Source organism: Sphingobacterium sp. UBA3549, from assembly GCF_002376635.1.
Lineage (GTDB): Bacteria > Bacteroidota > Bacteroidia > Sphingobacteriales > Sphingobacteriaceae > Sphingobacterium.
The window spans coordinates 228,854-249,238 of record NZ_DFOE01000017.1; the positions used below are offsets into that span (position 1 = coordinate 228,854).

The following is a 20,385-nucleotide window of genomic DNA, read 5'->3' on the forward strand; positions in this document are numbered from 1 at the left end:
TTCTCCGAACATCGTGCTTCTCGCTGGTAGGAGAAGGGGTAAGGACGTTTCGTGTTATAGGATAAAATAAAAAAAATAATTCATTAATTATTTGACAGTTATAAAAATGTTTGTAACTTTGCAATCCCTTAAAGGGGAAAGTATGTCTTGAGCGAAGCCCTACTGCTTCGAAGGACTTTTAATTAATTAATTTACAACATGTCAGGTATTATTGGAAAAAAAGTAGGAATGACGAGCCTGTTTAACGCTGATGGGAAAAATATTCCTTGTACAGTGATTCAGGCCGGGCCGTGCGTGGTTACGCAGATACGTACGGAAGAAAAGGATGGCTACTCGGCAATTCAACTTGGTTTCGACGAAGCTAAGGAGAAAAACACGACAGCTCCTTTGAAAGGGCACTTTGCGAAAGCAAATACAACGCCTAAGCGTAAGTTGGTAGAGTTTAAAACTTTCCCAGATGCAAAACAACTTGGTGACGTAGTTGACGTTACTCTTTTTGAAGAAGGCGAGTACGTAGATGTAGTCGGTACTTCAAAAGGTAAAGGTTTCCAAGGTGTAATGAAACGTCATGGATTTGGTGGTGTAGGTGGTGCGACTCACGGTCAGCACAACAGATTACGTGCTCCAGGTTCATTAGGTGCTTCATCATGGCCTTCACGCGTATTCAAAGGTATGCGCATGGCAGGTCGTACAGGTGGTGACAGAGTTAAAGTTCAAAACTTACAGGTGTTGAAAGTTTACGCTGAGCAAAACCTTATCGTTGTTAGTGGTTCCATTCCAGGAGCTAAAGGTTCTTATGTAATCGTAGACAAATAGTAGAGATGGAAGTTAAAGTTTTAAATTTATCAGGTAAAGAAACAGGTGCCAAGGTGCAACTTCCTGAGTCGGTATTTGGGTTAGAGCCTAACGATCATGCGATCTATTTGGATGTGAAACAATACTTAGCGAACCAACGCCAAGGAACTCACAAATCTAAACAACGTAACGAAATCGCGGGTTCTACTCGTAAATTACACAAACAAAAAGGTACTGGTGGTGCTCGTGCGGGTTCTATCAAATCTCCATTGTTTAATGGTGGTGGTCGTGTATTCGGTCCTCAACCTCGTGACTACTCGTTCAAATTGAACAAGAAATTGAAACAAGTAGCACGTAAATCAGCGTTGTCTTACAAAGCAAAAGATAATAACATTGTGGTATTGGACGAAGTGAAATTCGATGCTATCAAAACTAAAAACTATGTTGCTTTAATCGATGCGTTGAATGTAGCTGATGAGAAAACATTGTTGGTATTGCCAGCTTACGATGAAATTGTTTATAAATCAAGCAGAAACTTGAAAAAAGCAAAAGTTATTGTTGCATCTGATTTAAATACATATGATGTATTGAACGCAACAAAATTATTGTTGACGACAGATTCTGTTAAATCTTTGGAGGAAGCATTAGCTAAGTAATATGGAAATTATTAAAAAACCTATCTTGACTGAGAAAGCTTCTTTGTTAACGGAAAAATTAAACCGTTACGCTTTCAAAGTAGATCACAGAGCAAACAAAATCCAGATCAAAGCAGCTGTTGAGGCTATGTTTGGTGTTACAGTTCTTGCTGTAAACACTGCAGTAGTAGCTGGTAAAGCAAAAAGCCGTTACACAAAAGCAGGTTTCGTATCTGGTAGAGCTCCTAAGTATAAAAAGGCTGTCATTACTATTAAAGACGGCGAAACTATTGACTTTTACAGTACTATATAATAAAAAATGGCAGTTAAAAGATTCAAACCGGTAACCCCTGGTACTCGTTTTAGAGTAGGCGCAGACTACTCTGATGTTACTACAAACGTTCCTGAAAAATCGTTAGTAGTTAAAATCAACAAGAAATCAGGCGGTCGTAATAACTCCGGTAAAATGACTATGCGTTATCTCGGTGGGGGACATAAAAAAGTATACCGATTAATTGATTTCAAACGCGATAAAAAAGATATCCCTGCAAAAGTAGCTACTATTGAGTACGATCCAAATCGTACTGCTCGTATTGCATTGTTGCATTATGCAGATGGTGAAAAACGTTACATTCTTGCTCCAGCTGGTTTAGTAGTTGGTCAAACTGTAATAGCAGGTGATAAAGTTGCCCCAGAAGTTGGTAATACATTACCATTAGCAAACATTCCATTGGGTTCTATCATCCACAACATTGAATTAAATCCTGGGCAAGGTGGTTCAATTGCTCGTTCGGCTGGTACTTATGCTCAATTGTCTGCTCGTGATGGTAAATATGCCATCATCAAATTGCCTTCGAGCGAAACACGTATGATCTTATTGACTTGTGTTGCTACGATTGGTTCAGTATCGAACCATGAAAGATCTAACCAAGTGTTAGGTAAAGCAGGTCGCAAACGTTGGTTAGGTCGTCGTCCAAGAGTTCGTGGTGTTGCGATGAACCCAGTAGATCACCCTATGGGTGGTGGTGAAGGCCGTACTTCAGGAGGTCACCCACGCTCACGTACAGGTGTATTAGCTAAAGGCTTCAAAACACGTTACAAGAAGAAAACATCGAATCGTTACATCATTGAGAGAAGGAAAAAATAATGGCTCGTTCAATTAAAAAAGGTCCTTATATCGATCACAACTTAGAGAGAAAAGTTCTTTCTATGAATGAAACTAACAAAAAGTCAGTTATCAAAACATGGTCTCGTAGATCAATGATTTCCCCTGATTTTGTTGGCCATACCTTCGCAGTGCACAACGGGAATAAATTTATCCCTGTTTATGTAACAGAGAATATGGTAGGTCACAAGCTTGGTGAATTCGCTCCTACGCGTACATTCAGAGGCCACGCAGAAAAGAAAAAATAATAGGTAATGGAAGCAACAAAAAAACTTAAAAAGTCTGTCTTAATTAGACAACGCAAAGAGCAAGAGAAAGCTCAAAAAGGAGGAGCTTCGGATGCCAAATTATTGAACTGCCCGACTTCGCCTCGTAAGATGCGCTTAGTGGTAGATTTAATTCGTGGTCAACGTGTTGAAAATGCATTATACATTTTAAAACACTCAAGTAAAGAAGCTGCTGCTCGTGTAGAAAAATTATTATTATCTGCAATCAAAAACTGGGAAGCCAAAAACGAAGGTAAATCAGTGGAAGAAAGCGAACTAATTGTAAAAGAAGTATCAGTAGGTGGTGGTCGTCAATTGAAAAGATTACGTCCGGCTCCTCAAGGTCGCGGATACAGAGTTCGTAAACGTTCAAATCACGTTACGTTGGTAGTTGATAGCAAATTAAACGTTGAACAAAACTAATTTATTGAGAAATGGGACAAAAAGCAAATCCAATAGGTAGCAGATTAGGAATCATCAAAGGTTGGGATTCTAACTGGTTCGGAGGTAAAAACTATTCCGATAAATTAGTTGAAGACGAAAAAATCAGAAAATATCTTTCTGTTCGTATCGCAAAAGGTGGTGTAGCTAAAGTTGTTATCGAAAGAACGTTAAAACGTATCACTGTTACAATTCACACTGCTCGTCCAGGTATCGTTATCGGAAAAGGTGGTCAAGAAGTTGACAAGATCAAAGAAGAGTTGAAGAAACTGACTAAAAAGGATGTTCAAATCAACATTTTCGAGATCAAACGCCCTGAGTTAGATGCTAAGTTAGTAGCAGAAGGTGTCGCTAAACAATTAGAGGCACGTATTTCATTCCGTCGTGCAATGAAAACTTCAATCGCTTCTACCATGCGTATGGGTGCAGAAGGTATCAAAATCATGTGTTCTGGTCGTTTAGGCGGTGCTGAAATGGCGCGTACTGAACAATACAAAGAAGGAAGAACTCCTTTACACACATTGCGTGCTGATATCGACTACGCTTTAGCTGAAGCATTGACTACATACGGTAAAATTGGTATCAAAGTTTGGATCTGTAAAGGTGAGGTTTACGGTAAACGTGACTTATCTCCAAACATTGGTCAAGCATCTGGTGTAAAATCACGTGGCAACCACGAAGGTGGTGGCGAACGTCGTGACAACCGTAATAACAAAGGTGGTCGCGGTGGAAATAACCGTGGTGGAAACAACCGTGGTGGAAGCAACCGTGGTCCGAAAAAAGATTAATAGTTTTATTTAGATTACAACAAAAACCTGCTGAAGAAGCAGATTTAAAAAGTATACGAACATGTTACAGCCAAAAAGAACGAAGTTCAGAAAGATGCAGAAAGGCCGCATGAAAGGTAACGCTTCTCGTGGAGCGGAGTTAGCTTTCGGTTCTTTCGGTATCAAAACAATGGAGCAAGCATGGATCACTAGTCGTCAAATCGAGGCAGCTCGTATTGCGGTTACACGTTATATGAAACGTGAAGGTCAAGTTTGGATTCGTATTTTCCCTGACAAACCGGTTACGAAAAAACCTGCAGAGGTACGTATGGGTAAAGGTAAGGGTGCTCCAGAATACTGGGTAGCAGTAGTACGCCCAGGCCGTATGTTATTTGAAGCAGAAGGTGTGCCTTTGGAAATTGCCAAAGAAGCTTTACGCCTTGCCGCTCAAAAACTTCCGGTTCAAACTAAGTTTGTGATTCGTAGAGACTACGTTGAAGCATAAAATCTTGGTAATGTCATCATTTAAGCGTTAGGGCCGTTACCCCTAACGCTATATATAAACCGATGATAACCCAAATAACAACTGAAAAAACATGAAAAATTCAGAAATTTTAGAATTATCTAATGAGGACTTAAAAGCTCGTCTTGTAGAAGAGAAAACAGCCCTTACAAAATTGAAATTTGCACATGCTGTTTCAGCTATTGAGAACCCTAACGTGATCAAAGCAGCACGCAGAACTATCGCTCGTATCAGTACAGAGATCAGTGCACGCAAAGCTGCAGCTAAAAATGAAACAGCCTCTGAGGCATAAATTTAAAGTCGAAATGGAAAGAAATTTAAGAAAAACAAGAATCGGCTTAGTAGTTAGCAACAAGATGGACAAATCTATCGTGGTATCAGTGGAGCGTAAAGTGAAACACCCGATCTATGGTAAGTTCGTTAAAAAAACTACTAAATTTAAAGCTCATGACGAAACTAATACCTGCGGTATCGGCGATACGGTATTAATTATGGAAACTCGTCCGCTGAGTAAAACAAAAAACTGGAGATTAGTTGAAATTATAGAAAGAGCTAAATAACATGGTACAACAAGAATCAAGACTTAATGTAGCTGACAATAGCGGTGCTAAACAAGTTTTAGTAATCCGTGTATTGGGCGGTACGCGCAAGCGTTATGCATCAATCGGAGATAAGATTGTTGTATCGGTGAAAAGCGCTATGCCTTCAGGAAACGTGAAAAAAGGTTCCGTTTCTAAAGCAGTAGTCGTTAGAACGAAAAAGGAAATCCGTCGTAAAGATGGTTCATATATCCGTTTCGATGACAACGCCGCTGTATTATTAAATAATAATGATGAACCACGTGGTACACGTATCTTTGGCCCTGTGGCTAGAGAGTTGCGTGAGAAACAGTTCATGAAAATTGTATCATTAGCACCGGAGGTTTTATAATTATGGCACAGAAAACAAAAACAACTACGCACAAAATCAAAATTAAAAAAGGTGATTTAGTGAAAGTTATCGCTGGTAACTCTAAAGGTGTTCAAGGAAAAGTATTAACTGTTTTAGTGGATAAAAATAGAGCTATCGTTGAGGGCGCTAACATCGTGAAAAAACACACTAAACCAAGTGCAGCTAATCCTAATGGTGGTATCATTGAGAAGGAAGCTGGTATTCACATCTCTAATTTAGCTGTTATCGATCCTAAAACGGGTGCAACTACACGTGTAGGTCGTAAGTTAAACGCAGATGGTAAATTAGTTCGTTACGCTAAAAAATCAGGGGAGGAAATTAAATAATGACTTACGTACCAAGATTAAAAGTGAAATATGCGGAGGAAATCCGTAAAGCACTTCAAGAAAAATTTCAGTATAAAAGTATTATGCAGGTTCCTAAACTTGAGAAAATCGTTGTTTCACAAGGCGTAGGAGCTGCAACAGCTGACAAAAAATTAATCGATAACGCTATCGCTGAGTTGACTTTAATTACAGGTCAACAAGCTGTCGCTACAAAATCGAAAAAAGATATCTCGAACTTTAAATTACGTAAAGGTATGCCTGTAGGGGCACGTGTTACTTTGCGTGACAACAATATGTTTGAGTTCTTGGATCGTTTGGTAGCCGTATCGCTTCCACGTATTCGTGACTTCCGCGGTATCAACGATAAAGGCTTTGACGGACGTGGTAACTACAACTTAGGTATCACTGAACAGATCATTTTCCCTGAGATCAACATTGACAAAATCAACAAGATCCAAGGTATGGATATCACTTTCGTGACTTCTGCTCAAAATGATGTTGAGGCTTTAGAATTGTTGAAACAATTCGGTTTACCATTTAAAAATCAAAATACTAATAACAATGGCTAAAGAAGGATTAAAAGCACGCGAAGTAAAACGCGCTAAATTGGTAGCTAAATATGCAGCAAAACGTGCAGAATTAAAAGCTGCTGGCGATTACGCTGCATTAGATAAATTGCCTAAAAATGCTTCTCCAGTACGTTTACACAATCGTTGTAAATTGACTGGCCGTCCTAAAGGATATATGCGTCAATTCGGTATCTCTCGTGTAACATTCCGTGAGATGGCTTTAGATGGCAAAATCCCAGGGGTGAAAAAAGCTTCTTGGTAATTAAAAAAAAATACTTAATTTTGCCCGGGCAATTCAACTTAGGATTGCCGGGTTTTTTGCATTTTAAAATCGTTTAACAGATAGAAGGTCCCATACCAACGGTTGGGAGGGAAACCGCTGTCACAAATTTTCATATATAATGACTACAGATCCAATTGCGGATTACCTTACACGAGTAAGGAATGCCATCAAGGCCAACCACAGGGTTGTTGAAATTCCTGCATCGAACCTAAAAAAAGAAATCACTAAAGTTCTTTTTGATAAAGGTTACATTGCTAATTACAAATTTGATGAGAATGGCGTACAGGGTACGATCAAAATCGCATTGAAATATAACCCAATTAGCAAAATTCCGGCTATTCGTACGTTGACACGTGTGAGTAAACCTGGTTTAAGAAAGTATGCAAGCGTTGATACTATGCCCCGTGTTTTGAATGGTTTAGGTATTGCTATCTTGTCAACATCTAAAGGTGTAATGACAGATAAAGAAGCTAGACTTCAAAATGTTGGTGGTGAAGTTTTATGTTACGTTTATTAATCTAGGTAAAAGCACAAAGAAATGTCAAGAATTGGAAAAGCGCCTATCGCTATCCCTGCTGGGGTAACTGTTACTATTTCGGACAAAAACTTAGTTTCAGTAAAAGGTCCTAAAGGCGAATTAACACAACAAGTTGACCGTGACATCACGATTGCTCAAGAAGAAGGCAATATCGTTGTAACACGTCCAACTGATCAAAAGAAACACAAAGCATTACACGGTCTATACCGCTCCCTGTTGGCTAACATGGTTCACGGTGTGACTGAAGGTTACAAAACTACGCAAGAGTTAGTCGGTGTAGGTTACCGTGCTTCAAGTACTGGTAACGTATTAGAGTTAACTTTAGGTTTCTCTCACCAGATTGTTTTTGTATTGCCAAACGAAGTTAAAGTATTAACTACTGCTGAAAAAGGTAAAAACCCTACAATCACTTTAGAGTGTGCCGATAAACAATTGATCGGACAAGTAGCGGCTAAAATCCGTGGCTTCCGTAAACCAGAACCTTACAAAGGAAAAGGTGTTAAGTTTGCAGGTGAAGTATTGAGAAGAAAAGCAGGTAAATCAGCTAAAAAATAATAATCATGGCAGGACAAAAAGCATCTCGTAGAGAGAGAATCAAAAAAGGAATCAGAAAAAACCTTGCTGGAACGTCTGAACGTCCACGTTTATCGGTTTTTAGAAGTAACAAAGGTATCTATGCGCAAATCATCGATGACAATGCAGGTAAAACATTAGTTGCTGCATCTAGCTTATCAAAAGAATTTGCTGCATCAGGTAACAAAGTGGAACAATCTAAAGCTGTCGGTAAATTGGTTGCTGAAAAAGCAGTAGCAGCAGGTATTAATAAAGTAGTTTTTGACCGTAATGGGTACTTATACCATGGCCGTATCAAATCTTTGGCTGAAGGTGCTCGCGAAGGCGGTTTAGACTTTTAATCATAGAAAAAAATGGCATTAAGCAATATAAAAAGAGTAAAATCAAGCGAAATTGAATTAAAAGATCGCTTAGTAAGTATCCAACGTGTAGCAAAAGTTACTAAAGGTGGTCGTACTTTCAGCTTCTCTGCAATTGTTGTAGTAGGTGATGAAAACGGTATTGTTGGTTATGGTTTAGGTAAAGCTAAAGAAGTAACTGAAGCAATCACTAAAGGTATCGATGACGCAAAGAAAAACTTGGTAAAAGTTCCTATTATCAAAGGTACTGTTCCTCACGCACAATATGGTAAATATTCTGGTGGTTCAGTTTTGATTAAACCAGCAGTAGGTGGTACAGGAGTTTTGGCTGGTGGTGCAATGCGTGCAGTATTGGAGTCTGCTGGTATCAAAGATGTATTGGCTAAATCATTAGGTTCTTCTAACCCACACAACGTGGTAAAAGCAACTGTAGCAGCTTTATCAGATATGCGTGATGCATATACAGTAGCACAACACCGCGGTGTCGATTTGAACAAAGTATTTAACGGTTAATTATCATGGCAAAAATCAAAATCACCCAGATAAAGAGCGTTATCGACAGAAGCGAGCGCCAAAAGAAAACTATTGAGGCATTAGGTTTGAAAAGAATCAACCACTCAGTAGAAGTTGAAGCTACTCCATCAATTATTGGAATGGTACGTAAAGTAAACCATTTAGTAGCTATCGAAACTATTTAATATTAGCATATGGAAGAGGTCTTTTGACTTCTTCCATTACTTGTTATTAATAATCATTATTTTTTAATCGCTAGTACCTGTTTAGTGAGAGCGAAGGGCTAGCACAATTTAGTTTAAAAATGAACTTAAGTAATTTAAAACCTGCAAAAGGTGCAGTAAAAAGTAGCAAACGTATTGGCCGTGGTACTGGTTCTGGTCGTGGTGGTACTTCAACACGTGGTCACAAAGGTGCTGGTTCTCGTTCAGGTCACTCTACGAAAATCGGTTTCGAAGGTGGTCAAATGCCTTTGCAACGCCGTGTGCCTAAATTTGGTTTCAAAAACATCAACCGTGTTGAGTATAATGGTGTAAACTTAGATACTTTACAAGCGTTGATCGAGAAATACAATTTGACAGCTGTAGATTTCGACGCATTGAAAGCTCATGGTTTAGTGTCTAAAAATGACAAAGTTAAAATCTTGGGTCGCGGTGAGTTGAAAGCTAAAGTTGAAGTAACAGCGCACGCGTTTACTGCTTCTGCTCAAAAAGCTATTGAAGCTGCAGGCGGTTCTATCGTTAAAATTTAATAAATGAAGAAACTAATCACAACCTTAACCAATATTTGGAAAATCGATGATTTACGTACGCGTATTCTAAATACCTTACTTTTTCTTTTGATTTACCGTATTGGATGTCACGTGGTATTACCAGGTGTAAATCCTCATGCGCTGGCTTCTGGTCAGAAAGAGGGTTTATTGGGCTTACTGGATATGTTTGCGGGTGGTTCATTCTCCCGTTCAGCTATCTTTGCTTTAGGGGTAATGCCATATATTTCGGCATCCATTGTTGTTCAATTGCTGGGCATCGCGGTTCCTTATTTCCAAAAGATGCAGAAAGAAGGGGAAAGTGGTCGTCAAAAAATGAACCAAATTACTCGCTATTTAACTTTAGGGATTACTTTGCTTCAAGCTTTTGCCTATGTGCGTACTCAGATCGAGCCAAGTGCTAAGACAATTGCAGATCCATTGTTCACTATTCTTACTGCAGTAGTTTTGACAGGCGGTACTTTATTTGTGATGTGGTTAGGGGAAAAAATTACAGATAAAGGTATCGGTAATGGTATTTCTTTGATCATCATGACTGGTATTATCGCTCAATTGCCAAGTGGTATCACTGCGGAATGGGTTTCGAGAATGGCGAAAGGTGGTGGTGGTCCAATTCCATTGTTGCTCGAATTTGTGGCTTTGTTCTTTGTTGTGATCTTTACGATCTTGATCGTACAGGGCGTTCGTAAGATCCCTGTGCAATACGCGAAGAAAATTGTTGGAAACAAGCAAGTCGGTGGGGTGCGTCAGTATATTCCTTTAAAGGTAAATGCTGCAGGTGTAATGCCTATCATTTTTGCGCAGGCAATTATGTTTGTGCCGATGAGTTTGGGGCAGTTCTTCCCAAATCTTCAATCGGATTTTTTGACTTCGTTGAGTAACTATACTTCTGTAGCGTATAACGTAACATTTGCGGTGTTAATTATCGCATTTACGTTTTTCTATACAGCAATCATGGTGAATCCTCAACAGATGTCGGACGACATGAAGAAGAACGGAGGTTTTGTTCCGGGTATTAAACCGGGATTAGAGACGAGTAATTTTATAGACCGCGTAATATCAAATATTACATTTCCTGGCGCGATTTTCTTAGCGATCATTGCTATTCTTCCTGCTATTGCAAGTTTGTTTGGTATTAATAATCAATTTGCGCACTTCTATGGAGGTACGTCTTTATTGATTTTAGTAGGTGTGGTGTTGGATACTTTGCAACAGATTGAATCTCATTTGTTGATGCGTCATTACGATGGATTAATGAAAACAGGTCGTATTAAAGGCCGTTCGGCTGCGTCTGTTGAGGGAATGGATCATTCGGCAATTTAATTTCTTTAGATGTCTAAAGTATTTTATAAGTCAGCAGAAGATATAGAGCAATTGCGAAAGTCAGCAGATGTTCTTTCGCAATTGCTTGGTGAAATCGCAAAAGTGATTAAGCCCGGGGTAAAGACTATATCTCTTGATAAATTAGCTTATGAGTATATTCATGATAATGGAGGGACGCCAGCGTTCTTAAATTATCAGGGATTTCCATATTCTTTGTGTATATCTGTCAACGATCAAATTGTACACGGTTTTCCCAGCGATTACGAAATTAAAGACGGAGATCTTGTTTCAGTCGATGGAGGTGTTAATTTGAACGGTTTTATCAGTGACTCTGCTTATACCTTTGGTGTAGGTGAAATATCTGAGGAAGCACAATTGTTGTTGGATGTAACAAAGGAATCATTGTACAAAGGTGTTGAGCAGGCTGTTGCTGGTAAGCGTGTTGGAGATATTTCTTCGGCTGTCCAGGAATATGTGAGCAAATTCGGATTCGGAATTGTTCGGGAACTGGTAGGACATGGTGTAGGTTACCACTTACACGAAAAACCTGAGGTTCCTAATTATGGAAAACGAGGTGCTGGCCCAAAACTGGAAGAAGGTTTGGTCATTTGTATCGAACCGATGATCAACGCAGGGCGTGCTGGGGTTCGTTTTTGGGACGATGGTTGGACAGTAAGTACAGTGGATGGAAAATTATCAGCGCACTTTGAACAGATGGTTGCAATCCGAAAAGGAGAACCCGATGTGTTGCTGACATTCGAACATGTTGAGAAAGTTTTGGGTAAAAAGTAATTGGTTTTCAATTATTTTATTTATCTTTGCACTCCTGTTCGCAGGCTTTTAAATTAAATTTAATCGAGAATATATGGCTAAACAAGCCTCAATAGAACAAGACGGTATAATTAGAGAGGCACTTTCTAATGCTATGTTTAGGGTAGAGTTGGAAAATGGACATGAAATCATTGCCCATATTTCTGGTAAAATGCGTATGCACTATATCAAAATTTTACCTGGTGATAAAGTTAAATTGGAAATGTCTCCGTATGATTTGACTAAAGGAAGGATTACTTATCGCTACAAATAGCAGTAAGCCCTTGTATTAGCACAAGCTTTTGAAAAAATAAATATCATGAAAGTAAGAGCATCAATAAAAAAACGTAGCGCGGACTGTAAGATCATCCGTCGCAAAGGTAAAGTTTTTGTAATCAACAAAAAGAATCCTAAGTTTAAACAACGTCAGGGTTAATTCATTAAAAAAATAATAGCTTAATATTATATGGCAAGGATAGCAGGTATTGATTTACCTAAAAACAAAAGAGGTGTGATCGGCCTTACCTATATTTTTGGTATCGGTCGTACAAGAGCTGAATATATCTTGGAAAAGGCTGGTATCAGCGAAGATGTGAAGGTACAAGAATGGAATGATGACCAATTGGCAGCAATTCGTACTATCATTAACGACGAACTGAAAGTTGAAGGAGCATTGCGTTCCGAAGTTCAATTAAACATCAAACGTTTAATGGATATCGGTTGTTACCGCGGATTGCGTCACCGTAAACATTTACCAGTTCGTGGTCAACGTACTAAAAACAACTCACGTACTCGTAAAGGTAAACGTAAGACAGTTGCAAACAAGAAAAAAGCTACTAAATAATAAATAAGAAATGGCTAAAACTAAAAAAGCTGCAAAAAAGCGTATCGTTGTTATCGAACCTGTAGGTCAGGCTCACATTAACGCAACGTTTAATAATATCATTGTAACTTTGACGAATAATCAAGGTCAAACTATTTCTTGGTCTAGTGCTGGTAAAATGGGTTTCCGTGGTTCTAAAAAGAACACGCCATATGCTGCTGGTCAAGCTGCACAAGACTGTGGAAAAGTTGCACACGACTTGGGTCTACGTAAAGTTGAAGTGTTTGTAAAAGGTCCTGGTGCTGGTCGCGAATCTGCAATCAGAACATTACAAACTGTGGGAATTGATGTGACTACTATTAAAGATATCACTCCACTTCCTCACAACGGTTGTCGTCCTCCAAAACGTAGAAGAGTTTAATTAATTTAAAGATAAGATTCATTGGCTATAGGCTGATAGATACTTTAATTGTAAAAAAAAATGGCTAGATATACAGGACCTAAGTCCAAAATTGCCCGTAAATTTAGAGAGCCGATCTTCGGCCCAGATAAAGCGTTAGAAAAGAAAAATTACCCTCCTGGACAACATGGAGCTTCTAAACGCAGAGGTAAACAATCTGAATATGCTATTCAGTTGTTAGAAAAACAAAAGGCAAAATACACTTATGGTGTATTAGAGCGTCAATTCGCAAACTTATTTGCTAAAGCTTCCTCTAAACAAGGTATTACAGGTGAGATCTTCTTGAAATTACTAGAAGCTCGCTTGGACAACGTAGTTTACCGTTTAGGTATTGCTACTTCTCGTGCCGCTGCTCGTCAGTTGGTGTCCCATAAACATGTTACTGTTAACGGCGAAGTTGTTAACATTCCATCATATAGCTTACGTCCTGGTGACGTTGTAGCAGTTCGTGAACGTTCTCAAACGCTTGAGGCCATTACAAATTCAGTTGCAGGTCGTACTGTAAATAAATTTTCTTGGTTAGAGTGGAATGCGAAGGAATTGAAAGGTACTTTCTTAAGCTATCCAGAAAGAGCTGATATTCCTGAAAACATTAAAGAGAACTTAATCGTTGAGTTATACTCTAAATAATAAATAAAATAGAAGAATGCATAGTCCAATTTTGGGGTATGCATCTTCTATTGTATTACTATTATTATTACAAATAAAAAATTAAAAGAAAATAAATGGCAATTTTAGCATTTCAAAGACCGGATAAAGTTATCATGCAAAAATCTACGGATTTTGATGGTACGTTTGAATTTCGTCCATTGGAGCCTGGTTTTGGTGTAACCATTGGTAATGCTTTGCGCCGTATTCTATTGTCCTCTTTAGAAGGATATGCAATTACGTCGATAAGGTTTTCTGGCGTTTCGCACGAATTTTCAACGATAAAAGGTGTTGTTGAAGACGTAACTGAAATTATCTTGAACTTGAAACAAATCCGTTTCAAAAAAACAGGTGAGATTGGCGACAACGAAAAGGTATTTGTAGTAATCAATGGTCAAGAACAGTTCTTAGCTGGTGATATCACCAAGTTCTCTAATAACTTTACGGTCTTAAACCCTGACATGGTAATCTGTAACATGGATAATTCAGTGACAATTGAATTGGAATTGAGTATTGCCAAAGGTCGTGGATACGTAAATGCTGATGAGAATAAAGTCGTTGATGCGCCAGTAGGTGTTATCGCAATCGATTCGATCTTTACTCCGATCAAGAATGTTAAATATACCATTGAGAATTACCGTGTAGAGCAAAAAACTGACTACGAGAAATTATTGTTGGATATCTCTACTGATGGCTCAATTCACCCTGAAGAGGCGCTGAAAGAAGCTGCTAAAATCTTAATTCAACATTTTATCTTATTCTCTGATGAGAATATGCTTCTTGAGTCTCAAACTAAAGAAGAAACTAAAGTTGTTGATGAAGAAATCTTACACATGCGTAAGATCTTGAAAACAGAGTTAGTAGATCTTGATCTCTCCGTGCGTGCATTGAACTGCTTGAAAGCTGCTGATATTCGCACATTAGCTGAGTTGGTTACTTACGACGTAGCTGATATGTTGAAATTCAGGAACTTCGGTAAAAAATCGTTAAGTGAAATTCAAGAGTTGGTGAAATCGAAAGGTTTGTCATTCGGAATGAACTTGGCAAAATACAAATTAGACGAAGAATAATAATTTAATAAGCGACCACTATATATAATTCCTCTTGTGCTAATGGCTCAATTTGATGGAATATAAACCATTGAATGTGTAGTAGATTAGGGAATGCAAGAACGGTATATGTAGTATAATAAAATCCAAAATGAGACACGGAAAAAAAGTAAATCACTTAGGCCGTACGGATAGCCATAGAAAAGCAATGTTGGCTAACATGGCAACGTCATTGATCAAACACAAACGTATTACAACTACTTTGGCTAAAGCAAAAGCGTTGCGTACGTATGTTGAGCCTTTGATTACTAAATCTAAAAATGATACGACTCACTCTCGTCGTACAGTATTCGCTTACTTGAAAGATAAAGATGCAGTTTCTATCTTATTCCGCGAAGTATCTGAAAAAGTGGCTAATCGTCCAGGTGGTTATACACGTATCATCAAAATGGAAAACCGTTTAGGTGATAATGCAGAAATGGCTTTCATCGAGTTAGTTGATTACAACGAAATCTACGGTAAAAAAGCTGCTGCTTCTGAGAAAAAAGCTACTCGCCGTCGTGGTGGTGCTAAGAAAGCTGCTGCTGCCGAAACTGAAGCTCCTGCAGAAGTTAAAGCTGAAGTAGAAGGTGAAGAAAAAGTTGACGGAGAATAGTCTTCTTCTGATATAGCATAAAAAAGTCCTCTTTTTAAGGGGACTTTTTTTATTTTATAACCATTCCTACCGTTATAACTAATATATTTGTATTGCTAAAATCTGATAGCTTTTTCTATTACTAGCTATTTCGTTTATCAATCTATAATTCATTAAGATGAAACCATTTAATGTTTATCCCATTAATCCCATTAACATTGTAAAGGCTAATGGATCGACGGTGTGGGATGCCGAAGGAAATGCTTACTTGGACTTGTATGGTGGCCATGCGGTGATATCGATAGGACACACGCACCCACATTATGTACAACGTATCACAGAACAATTGAACCGTATTGGCTTCTATTCAAATTCTGTTGAAATTCCAATTCAGCGTGAACTTGCCCGATTACTAGGGGAAGTTTCCGGTAAGGTTGATTATGATGTATTCCTTTGTAATTCGGGCGCGGAAGCAAACGAAAATGCGCTTAAGCTAGCTTCTTTTTATAACAAACGGAAAAAGGTTATAGCGTTTTCAAAAGCTTTTCATGGCAGAACGTCACTTGCAGTGGCAGCAACAGACAATCCAAGTATCGTGGCGCCCGTTAATGAGACAGACCATGTTGTATTCCTTCCTTTTAATGATGAAGAAGCTTTAAAGGCCGCCTTCGAATCATATGGCAATGAAATATCGTCTGTGATTATTGAAAGTATTCAAGGGGTAGGAGGGATCAGAGAAGCTTCAGTCTCCTTTCTTCGCTTGATCCGATCTCTTTGTAACCAATATAAGGCTGTGTTTATTGCCGACGAAGTACAATGTGGGTATGGAAGAACTGGCTTGTTTTATGCGCAAGACTACTCCGGAGTTGATGCAGATATTTATACCATGGCAAAGGGTATGGGAAATGGTTTCCCTATTGGCGCAATTAGTATTTCACCGAAATTTGAGGCTAGTTATGGCAGCTTAGGAACGACATTTGGAGGAAATCATATGGCCTGCGCAGCTGCATTGGCTGTATTGGAGGTTATCCAACAAGAGAAGCTTATGGAAAATGCTGCTCAGGTGGGACAATATCTTATTGATGAACTTAAACAGATTGAGGAGATTATAGAAGTAAGAGGTCGAGGTTTAATGATCGGTATAGAATTGCCGGAATCTTTGGCTCATGTAAAGAAAGATCTCTTGTTAAAGAATCGTATATTTACTGGAGAAGCTAAGCCTTTTGTCATTCGCTTGCTGCCTGCTTTGAATATTACGAAGGAGCATGCTGATCAATTTTTAGTAGCATTGAAGAAGCAGATCAGTGCAGTAACGGTTGCATAAGACTGTCGCTGGGTTTAATCCATGATGGTTTAGCCTGAGCAGATTTATTGTGTTGTATTAGTTTAAATATATACTGAGTGTGACGTGTCTAAATATTGTCCGTTGAAGTGCACTCGAATAAATAAATATAGATGAAAAGATTTTTCTCTGTTAAGGATGTACCTAGTATAGCTGACGTTGTTCAAGAAGCGTTGGTTTTGAAGGCTGCACCCTATGATAATCAGGAACTTGGTCAGCATAAGACGTTGGGACTTGTTTTTTTGAATCCGAGTTTGCGTACGCGTTTAAGCACACAAAAAGCGGCGATGAATTTGGGGATGAATGTCATGGTCATGAATATGGATAAAGACGGCTGGGCTCTTGAGACACAGGATGGTGTTGTGATGAACGGGACAACTGTTGAACATATTCGTGAGGCCGCAGCTGTAATGGGTGAATATTGTGATATCTTGGGACTACGGTCGTTTCCAAAACTGAAAGATCGGGAAGAAGATTATAGCGAAGACCTCTTTAACAAATTCATGAAGTACTGTGGCGTTCCTGTTGTTTCCTTAGAGAGCGCAACACGTCATCCGCTACAGAGTTTGACGGATATGATAACCATCACGGAGTACAAGAAAGTTGAAAAACCAAAGGTAGTATTAGCTTGGGCTCCCCACGTTAAGGCTTTACCTCAAGCAGTACCCAATTCTTTTGCAGAGTGGATGTGTAAAGCACAAGAGGAAGGATTGGTCGATTTCACGATAGCTCAGCCTATGGGATACGAGTTAAGTGAAGAGTTTACTGCTGGTGCAACAATATCAAATAATCTCGAGGAAAGTTTAAATAATGCTGATTTTGTTTATGTAAAAAATTGGTCTTCTTATCAAGAATATGGTGAGGTATATGGTGTGGAAGATAATTGGATGATGGATAATAAGAAGCTAAGTTTGACGAATGACGCTAAAGTCATGCATTGTCTGCCTGTAAGAAGAGATCTGGAGTTATCATCTGAGATTTTGGATGGGCCAAATTCACTTGTGATTAAAGAGGCTAGCAACCGTGTATGGGCTGCTCAGGTTGTTTTGAAACGTATGTTAGAGGATTTGGTATAATCCAGTCCTATTGATTATTGAAAAACTATTTTTATTGGGAAAAGTTGCGTAATGGCTAATAGTGTATTAAATATAATTAAAATTGGTGGCAATATTATTGATGATGAGCACCAATTGGATTCTTTTTTAGAAAAGTTTTCCGCATTGTCAGGAAAGAAAATTCTTGTCCACGGCGGGGGTAAAATTGCGACTCGTTTAGCCAATGAATTGGGGATTCAAGCCCAAATGATTGAGGGACGTCGTGTCACAAATGAGGAAATGTTACGTGTGGTAACGATGGTATATGCTGGATTGACAAACAAGACTATCGTTGCCAAATTACAAAATCTGAAATGTGATGCTGTTGGATTAACAGGAGCGGATGGTGATGTTATAAAAGCTATAAAGCGTCCCGTTAAGGATGTCGATTACGGTTTTGTGGGTGATTTGCTCCATGACTCTGTGAACACCCTTGCGATTAAGAAATTTCTAGAAGCCGGGTTTGTTCCTGTATTTTCAGCGATTACACACAACGGCCTTGGTCAATTGCTTAATACCAACGCGGATACCATCGCCTCCTCATTGGCGGTGTCTTTGGCTTCGTTGTATGAAACGTCTCTGGTTTACTGTTTTGAGAAGAACGGTGTTTTACGTGATGTAACAGATGAGAATTCTGTCATCCCAACCATTAAGTCTGAAGAGTTTGAACAGCTGAAGGAATCCGGTGTCGTTCATGAAGGAATGATTCCTAAGTTGCAAAATGCATTCAATGCTATAAATAAAGGTGTACAAGAGGTCTATATTGGAAATGCTAATAATTTGCATTTATTCCAGCAAGGGCAGTTTGGTACCTGTTTGACATTAAAATAAAAATCTAACCTAAACCTAACGATCGCTATGAAAAAGGTCACCATTATCGGAAGTGGTAATATCGGTCTTTCTTTGGCAAAGGGACTTGTAAAAAGTGAATTTGCGCATGCTGCTGATATTACATTGACAAGGAGAAATCTGAACGCTTTGGCCGAAGAAGCGAGCCGTGGCTTTTCAGTAAGCAATGATAATAAAACCGCAGTACAGGGGGCTGATATTGTCGTCTTTGCTATCTTACCGCAACAGCTTAAAAAGGTGCTGCTAGAAGTAGCCCCTGTAATTGAAAAGACAAATCAAATTTTTGTGTCCATTGTATCGGGAGTTTCCTGTGCTGATTTAAAAGCAGAGTTGGGTGAGGATGCCACGGTAATACGTGCGATGCCAAATACGGCCATAGCAATAGGTCAATCAATGACATGTATCGCCAGTGACAATGCTTCGGACGATAGTTTGAAAGAGGTTGAAAATATGTTTGAATCGGTGGGTTCAGTGGTTGTCATTAATGAAGATCTCATGACATCGGCAACGGCATTATGTGCATGCGGTATCGCTTTCTTTCTTCGTGCTATCCGTGCAGCTTCACAAGGCGGAGTTGAAATTGGATTTCATGCACATGATGCACTTAAAATGGCTGTTCAGACCGCAAAGGGGGCTGCTGACTTGTTGCTGCATACCAATGCTCATCCTGAAGGAGAGATTGATAAAGTAACCTCACCAAAGGGCTGTACAATTGCGGGACTAAATGAGATGGAACATAACGGTTTTAGTTCTGCCTTTATAAAAGGGATTAAGCTGTCTGCAGATAAGGCAGGAGGATTGTATCATGAAGGATAAGGAATGCCTGTTTGAGGATGCCTTAAATCTTTTGAAACAATTAATTGGATTATCCTCTTTAAGTAGAGAAGAGGAACTTACAGCAAATCTTATTTATGGTTTCTTTGAGGAACGAGGCATCAAAACCTATCGAAAGGGCAATAATATTTGGGTATATAATGCCCATTATGATCGTGCTAAACCAACAATACTGCTCAACTCTCATCACGATACAGTAAAACCAAATACAGGTTATACAAGGGATCCGCTAAAGGCTACGGTAGAGGACGGGAAATTGTACGGTCTGGGAAGTAACGATGCTGGTGGCTGTCTGGTTTCTTTGATCGCAACTTTCTTGTATTTTTACCAGCAGTCGGATTTAAAATATAACTTCTGTCTCGTTGCAAGCGCCGAAGAAGAGATTTCTGGTAGGAATGGTATAGAATCTGTTTTGGATGAAATTGGTCCTATTGATTTTGCTATTGTGGGGGAGCCCACCTTGTTGGATTTGGCTGTTGCAGAAAAAGGATTGATGGTATTGGATTGCACCACTGTGGGAACCGCTGGCCATGCTGCTCGTGATGAAGGAGATAATGCGATCTATAAAGCGATCAAAGATATTGATTGGTTTCGAAATTATTTGTTTGAGAAAACTTCACCGACCTTAGGTCCAATTAAGATGTCGGTAACAGTTATTCAGGCGGGATCGCAGCATAATGTTGTACCGGCTACCTGTAGCTTTGTTGTCGATGTGAGGACTACAGACGCTTATTCGAATGAAGAGACATTAGCTATTATCAAAGCTCATGTGAAATCGGAGGTCTCAGCGCGTTCGACACGTTTGAAGTCTTCTTCGATTTCTGACAGCCATCCAATCGTTAAAGCGGGTATTGCACTGGGACGTAAAGTTTATGGCTCACCTACGATGAGTGATCAGGCTCTTATCCCTGTTCCCTCTTTGAAGTTAGGGCCTGGCGATAGCGCACGCTCACATATGGCGGATGAATTTATTTATATTGACGAGATTAGGGCAGGAATAGATCTCTATATCGGCATGTTAGAAATGATAGTATAAAAAAAGCTTC

General features: G+C 39.1%; 34 protein-coding genes. All 34 read left to right on the top strand.

Translation table 11 applies throughout. From position 1 onward, the window contains the following. The first annotated feature begins 198 nt into the window (after window positions 1–198). The 34 genes from rplC to B2W36_RS09835 all read left to right on the top strand — a co-directional run bounded on the left by rplC (window position 199) and on the right by B2W36_RS09835 (window position 20,375). Window positions 199–816 carry a 50S ribosomal protein L3 gene (rplC, locus tag B2W36_RS09670; protein ID WP_046674864.1) on the top strand — a complete coding sequence of 206 codons (618 nt, stop codon included), beginning with the start codon at window positions 199–201 and terminating at the stop codon, window positions 814–816. 5 nt (window positions 817–821) lie between these two features. Beyond that, a complete protein-coding gene (gene rplD, locus B2W36_RS09675) occupies window positions 822–1,451 on the top strand; it encodes a 50S ribosomal protein L4 (RefSeq protein WP_209577699.1) in 630 nt (209 codons plus the stop codon). A 1-nt stretch (window position 1,452) separates the two neighbouring features. Next, entirely contained in the window at window positions 1,453–1,743 is a 291-nt protein-coding gene (rplW, locus tag B2W36_RS09680; protein ID WP_046674866.1) for a 50S ribosomal protein L23, read from the top strand. Window positions 1,744–1,749: 6 nt separating this feature from the next. Continuing rightward, window positions 1,750–2,577, top strand: a complete 828-nt coding sequence (gene rplB, locus B2W36_RS09685) for a 50S ribosomal protein L2 (RefSeq protein ID WP_046674867.1) — start codon at window positions 1,750–1,752, stop codon at window positions 2,575–2,577. Beyond that, window positions 2,577–2,843, top strand: coding sequence for a 30S ribosomal protein S19 (gene rpsS / locus B2W36_RS09690; RefSeq protein ID WP_002997495.1), 267 nt, complete (start codon window positions 2,577–2,579; stop codon window positions 2,841–2,843). The genes rplB and rpsS overlap by 1 nt, the downstream gene beginning before the upstream one ends. A gap of 6 nt (window positions 2,844–2,849) precedes the next feature. After that, window positions 2,850–3,284 (top strand): 50S ribosomal protein L22, encoded by a 435-nt coding sequence (gene rplV / locus B2W36_RS09695; protein WP_070570408.1) that lies wholly within the window; start codon window positions 2,850–2,852, stop codon window positions 3,282–3,284. A gap of 11 nt (window positions 3,285–3,295) precedes the next feature. Further along, a complete protein-coding gene (gene rpsC / locus B2W36_RS09700) occupies window positions 3,296–4,090 on the top strand; it encodes a 30S ribosomal protein S3 (protein WP_046674869.1) in 795 nt (264 codons plus the stop codon). A gap of 61 nt (window positions 4,091–4,151) precedes the next feature. Then, complete coding sequence (gene rplP / locus B2W36_RS09705) at window positions 4,152–4,574, top strand: 50S ribosomal protein L16 (RefSeq protein ID WP_046674870.1); 423 nt, start codon at window positions 4,152–4,154, stop codon at window positions 4,572–4,574. A 91-nt stretch (window positions 4,575–4,665) separates the two neighbouring features. Next, on the top strand, window positions 4,666–4,884 hold the full coding sequence (gene rpmC, locus B2W36_RS09710; protein ID WP_153844935.1) for a 50S ribosomal protein L29: 219 nt from the start codon (window positions 4,666–4,668) through the stop codon (window positions 4,882–4,884). A 13-nt stretch (window positions 4,885–4,897) separates the two neighbouring features. After that, a complete protein-coding gene (rpsQ, locus tag B2W36_RS09715) occupies window positions 4,898–5,152 on the top strand; it encodes a 30S ribosomal protein S17 (RefSeq protein WP_046674872.1) in 255 nt (84 codons plus the stop codon). A gap of 1 nt (window position 5,153) precedes the next feature. After that, on the top strand, window positions 5,154–5,522 hold the full coding sequence (gene rplN / locus B2W36_RS09720; RefSeq protein ID WP_046674873.1) for a 50S ribosomal protein L14: 369 nt from the start codon (window positions 5,154–5,156) through the stop codon (window positions 5,520–5,522). A 2-nt stretch (window positions 5,523–5,524) separates the two neighbouring features. Further along, window positions 5,525–5,869, top strand: a complete 345-nt coding sequence (gene rplX / locus B2W36_RS09725; protein ID WP_070570406.1) for a 50S ribosomal protein L24 — start codon at window positions 5,525–5,527, stop codon at window positions 5,867–5,869. Beyond that, window positions 5,869–6,438, top strand: a complete 570-nt coding sequence (gene rplE / locus B2W36_RS09730) for a 50S ribosomal protein L5 (protein WP_046674875.1) — start codon at window positions 5,869–5,871, stop codon at window positions 6,436–6,438. The genes rplX and rplE overlap by 1 nt, the downstream gene beginning before the upstream one ends. Continuing rightward, window positions 6,431–6,700 carry a 30S ribosomal protein S14 gene (gene rpsN, locus B2W36_RS09735; protein WP_209577701.1) on the top strand — a complete coding sequence of 90 codons (270 nt, stop codon included), beginning with the start codon at window positions 6,431–6,433 and terminating at the stop codon, window positions 6,698–6,700. Before rplE ends, rpsN begins: the two co-directional genes overlap by 8 nt. A 136-nt stretch (window positions 6,701–6,836) precedes the next feature. Beyond that, window positions 6,837–7,238: a 30S ribosomal protein S8 gene (gene rpsH, locus B2W36_RS09740; RefSeq protein WP_223584601.1), complete on the top strand. Its 402-nt coding sequence runs from the start codon at window positions 6,837–6,839 to the stop codon at window positions 7,236–7,238. A 21-nt stretch (window positions 7,239–7,259) separates the two neighbouring features. After that, a complete protein-coding gene (rplF, locus tag B2W36_RS09745) occupies window positions 7,260–7,814 on the top strand; it encodes a 50S ribosomal protein L6 (protein ID WP_209577702.1) in 555 nt (184 codons plus the stop codon). Further along, window positions 7,811–8,173 carry a 50S ribosomal protein L18 gene (gene rplR / locus B2W36_RS09750; protein ID WP_370877906.1) on the top strand — a complete coding sequence of 121 codons (363 nt, stop codon included), beginning with the start codon at window positions 7,811–7,813 and terminating at the stop codon, window positions 8,171–8,173. The genes rplF and rplR overlap by 4 nt, the downstream gene beginning before the upstream one ends. A gap of 12 nt (window positions 8,174–8,185) precedes the next feature. Next, entirely contained in the window at window positions 8,186–8,704 is a 519-nt protein-coding gene (gene rpsE, locus B2W36_RS09755) for a 30S ribosomal protein S5 (protein WP_209577706.1), read from the top strand. A 5-nt stretch (window positions 8,705–8,709) separates the two neighbouring features. Continuing rightward, a complete protein-coding gene (gene rpmD / locus B2W36_RS09760; protein ID WP_046674880.1) occupies window positions 8,710–8,889 on the top strand; it encodes a 50S ribosomal protein L30 in 180 nt (59 codons plus the stop codon). 119 nt (window positions 8,890–9,008) lie between these two features. Continuing rightward, the gene (gene rplO, locus B2W36_RS09765; protein WP_046674881.1) at window positions 9,009–9,455 is read left to right on the top strand and encodes a 50S ribosomal protein L15; all 447 of its coding nucleotides are present in this window, start codon (window positions 9,009–9,011) and stop codon (window positions 9,453–9,455) included. Between the two features lie 3 nt (window positions 9,456–9,458). Continuing rightward, the gene (gene secY / locus B2W36_RS09770; RefSeq protein ID WP_293887611.1) at window positions 9,459–10,796 is read left to right on the top strand and encodes a preprotein translocase subunit SecY; all 1,338 of its coding nucleotides are present in this window, start codon (window positions 9,459–9,461) and stop codon (window positions 10,794–10,796) included. Between the two features lie 9 nt (window positions 10,797–10,805). Continuing rightward, window positions 10,806–11,588, top strand: a complete 783-nt coding sequence (gene map / locus B2W36_RS09775) for a type I methionyl aminopeptidase (RefSeq protein WP_209577710.1) — start codon at window positions 10,806–10,808, stop codon at window positions 11,586–11,588. 73 nt (window positions 11,589–11,661) lie between these two features. After that, a complete protein-coding gene (gene infA, locus B2W36_RS09780; protein ID WP_002997456.1) occupies window positions 11,662–11,880 on the top strand; it encodes a translation initiation factor IF-1 in 219 nt (72 codons plus the stop codon). A 45-nt stretch (window positions 11,881–11,925) separates the two neighbouring features. Continuing rightward, complete coding sequence (gene ykgO / locus B2W36_RS09785; protein ID WP_013665024.1) at window positions 11,926–12,042, top strand: type B 50S ribosomal protein L36; 117 nt, start codon at window positions 11,926–11,928, stop codon at window positions 12,040–12,042. A 30-nt stretch (window positions 12,043–12,072) separates the two neighbouring features. Beyond that, a complete protein-coding gene (gene rpsM / locus B2W36_RS09790; protein ID WP_209577713.1) occupies window positions 12,073–12,450 on the top strand; it encodes a 30S ribosomal protein S13 in 378 nt (125 codons plus the stop codon). A gap of 10 nt (window positions 12,451–12,460) precedes the next feature. Further along, complete coding sequence (gene rpsK / locus B2W36_RS09795; RefSeq protein ID WP_046674885.1) at window positions 12,461–12,850, top strand: 30S ribosomal protein S11; 390 nt, start codon at window positions 12,461–12,463, stop codon at window positions 12,848–12,850. A gap of 60 nt (window positions 12,851–12,910) precedes the next feature. Continuing rightward, window positions 12,911–13,519, top strand: a complete 609-nt coding sequence (gene rpsD, locus B2W36_RS09800) for a 30S ribosomal protein S4 (RefSeq protein ID WP_293881583.1) — start codon at window positions 12,911–12,913, stop codon at window positions 13,517–13,519. 95 nt (window positions 13,520–13,614) lie between these two features. Beyond that, window positions 13,615–14,607, top strand: a complete 993-nt coding sequence (locus B2W36_RS09805; protein ID WP_046674887.1) for a DNA-directed RNA polymerase subunit alpha — start codon at window positions 13,615–13,617, stop codon at window positions 14,605–14,607. Between the two features lie 130 nt (window positions 14,608–14,737). Then, complete coding sequence (rplQ, locus tag B2W36_RS09810; protein ID WP_209577717.1) at window positions 14,738–15,241, top strand: 50S ribosomal protein L17; 504 nt, start codon at window positions 14,738–14,740, stop codon at window positions 15,239–15,241. A 157-nt stretch (window positions 15,242–15,398) separates the two neighbouring features. Continuing rightward, window positions 15,399–16,544, top strand: a complete 1,146-nt coding sequence (locus tag B2W36_RS09815) for an aspartate aminotransferase family protein (RefSeq protein ID WP_293887612.1) — start codon at window positions 15,399–15,401, stop codon at window positions 16,542–16,544. Window positions 16,545–16,675: 131 nt separating this feature from the next. Beyond that, window positions 16,676–17,638, top strand: coding sequence for an acetylornithine carbamoyltransferase (locus B2W36_RS09820; protein ID WP_293884703.1), 963 nt, complete (start codon window positions 16,676–16,678; stop codon window positions 17,636–17,638). 51 nt (window positions 17,639–17,689) lie between these two features. Continuing rightward, complete coding sequence (gene argB / locus B2W36_RS09825) at window positions 17,690–18,487, top strand: acetylglutamate kinase (RefSeq protein WP_293884702.1); 798 nt, start codon at window positions 17,690–17,692, stop codon at window positions 18,485–18,487. Window positions 18,488–18,514: 27 nt separating this feature from the next. Next, complete coding sequence (proC, locus tag B2W36_RS09830) at window positions 18,515–19,321, top strand: pyrroline-5-carboxylate reductase (protein ID WP_293884701.1); 807 nt, start codon at window positions 18,515–18,517, stop codon at window positions 19,319–19,321. Further along, window positions 19,311–20,375 (top strand): M20 family metallo-hydrolase, encoded by a 1,065-nt coding sequence (locus B2W36_RS09835; RefSeq protein ID WP_293887613.1) that lies wholly within the window; start codon window positions 19,311–19,313, stop codon window positions 20,373–20,375. Before proC ends, B2W36_RS09835 begins: the two co-directional genes overlap by 11 nt. Window positions 20,376–20,385: the final 10 nt, after the last annotated feature.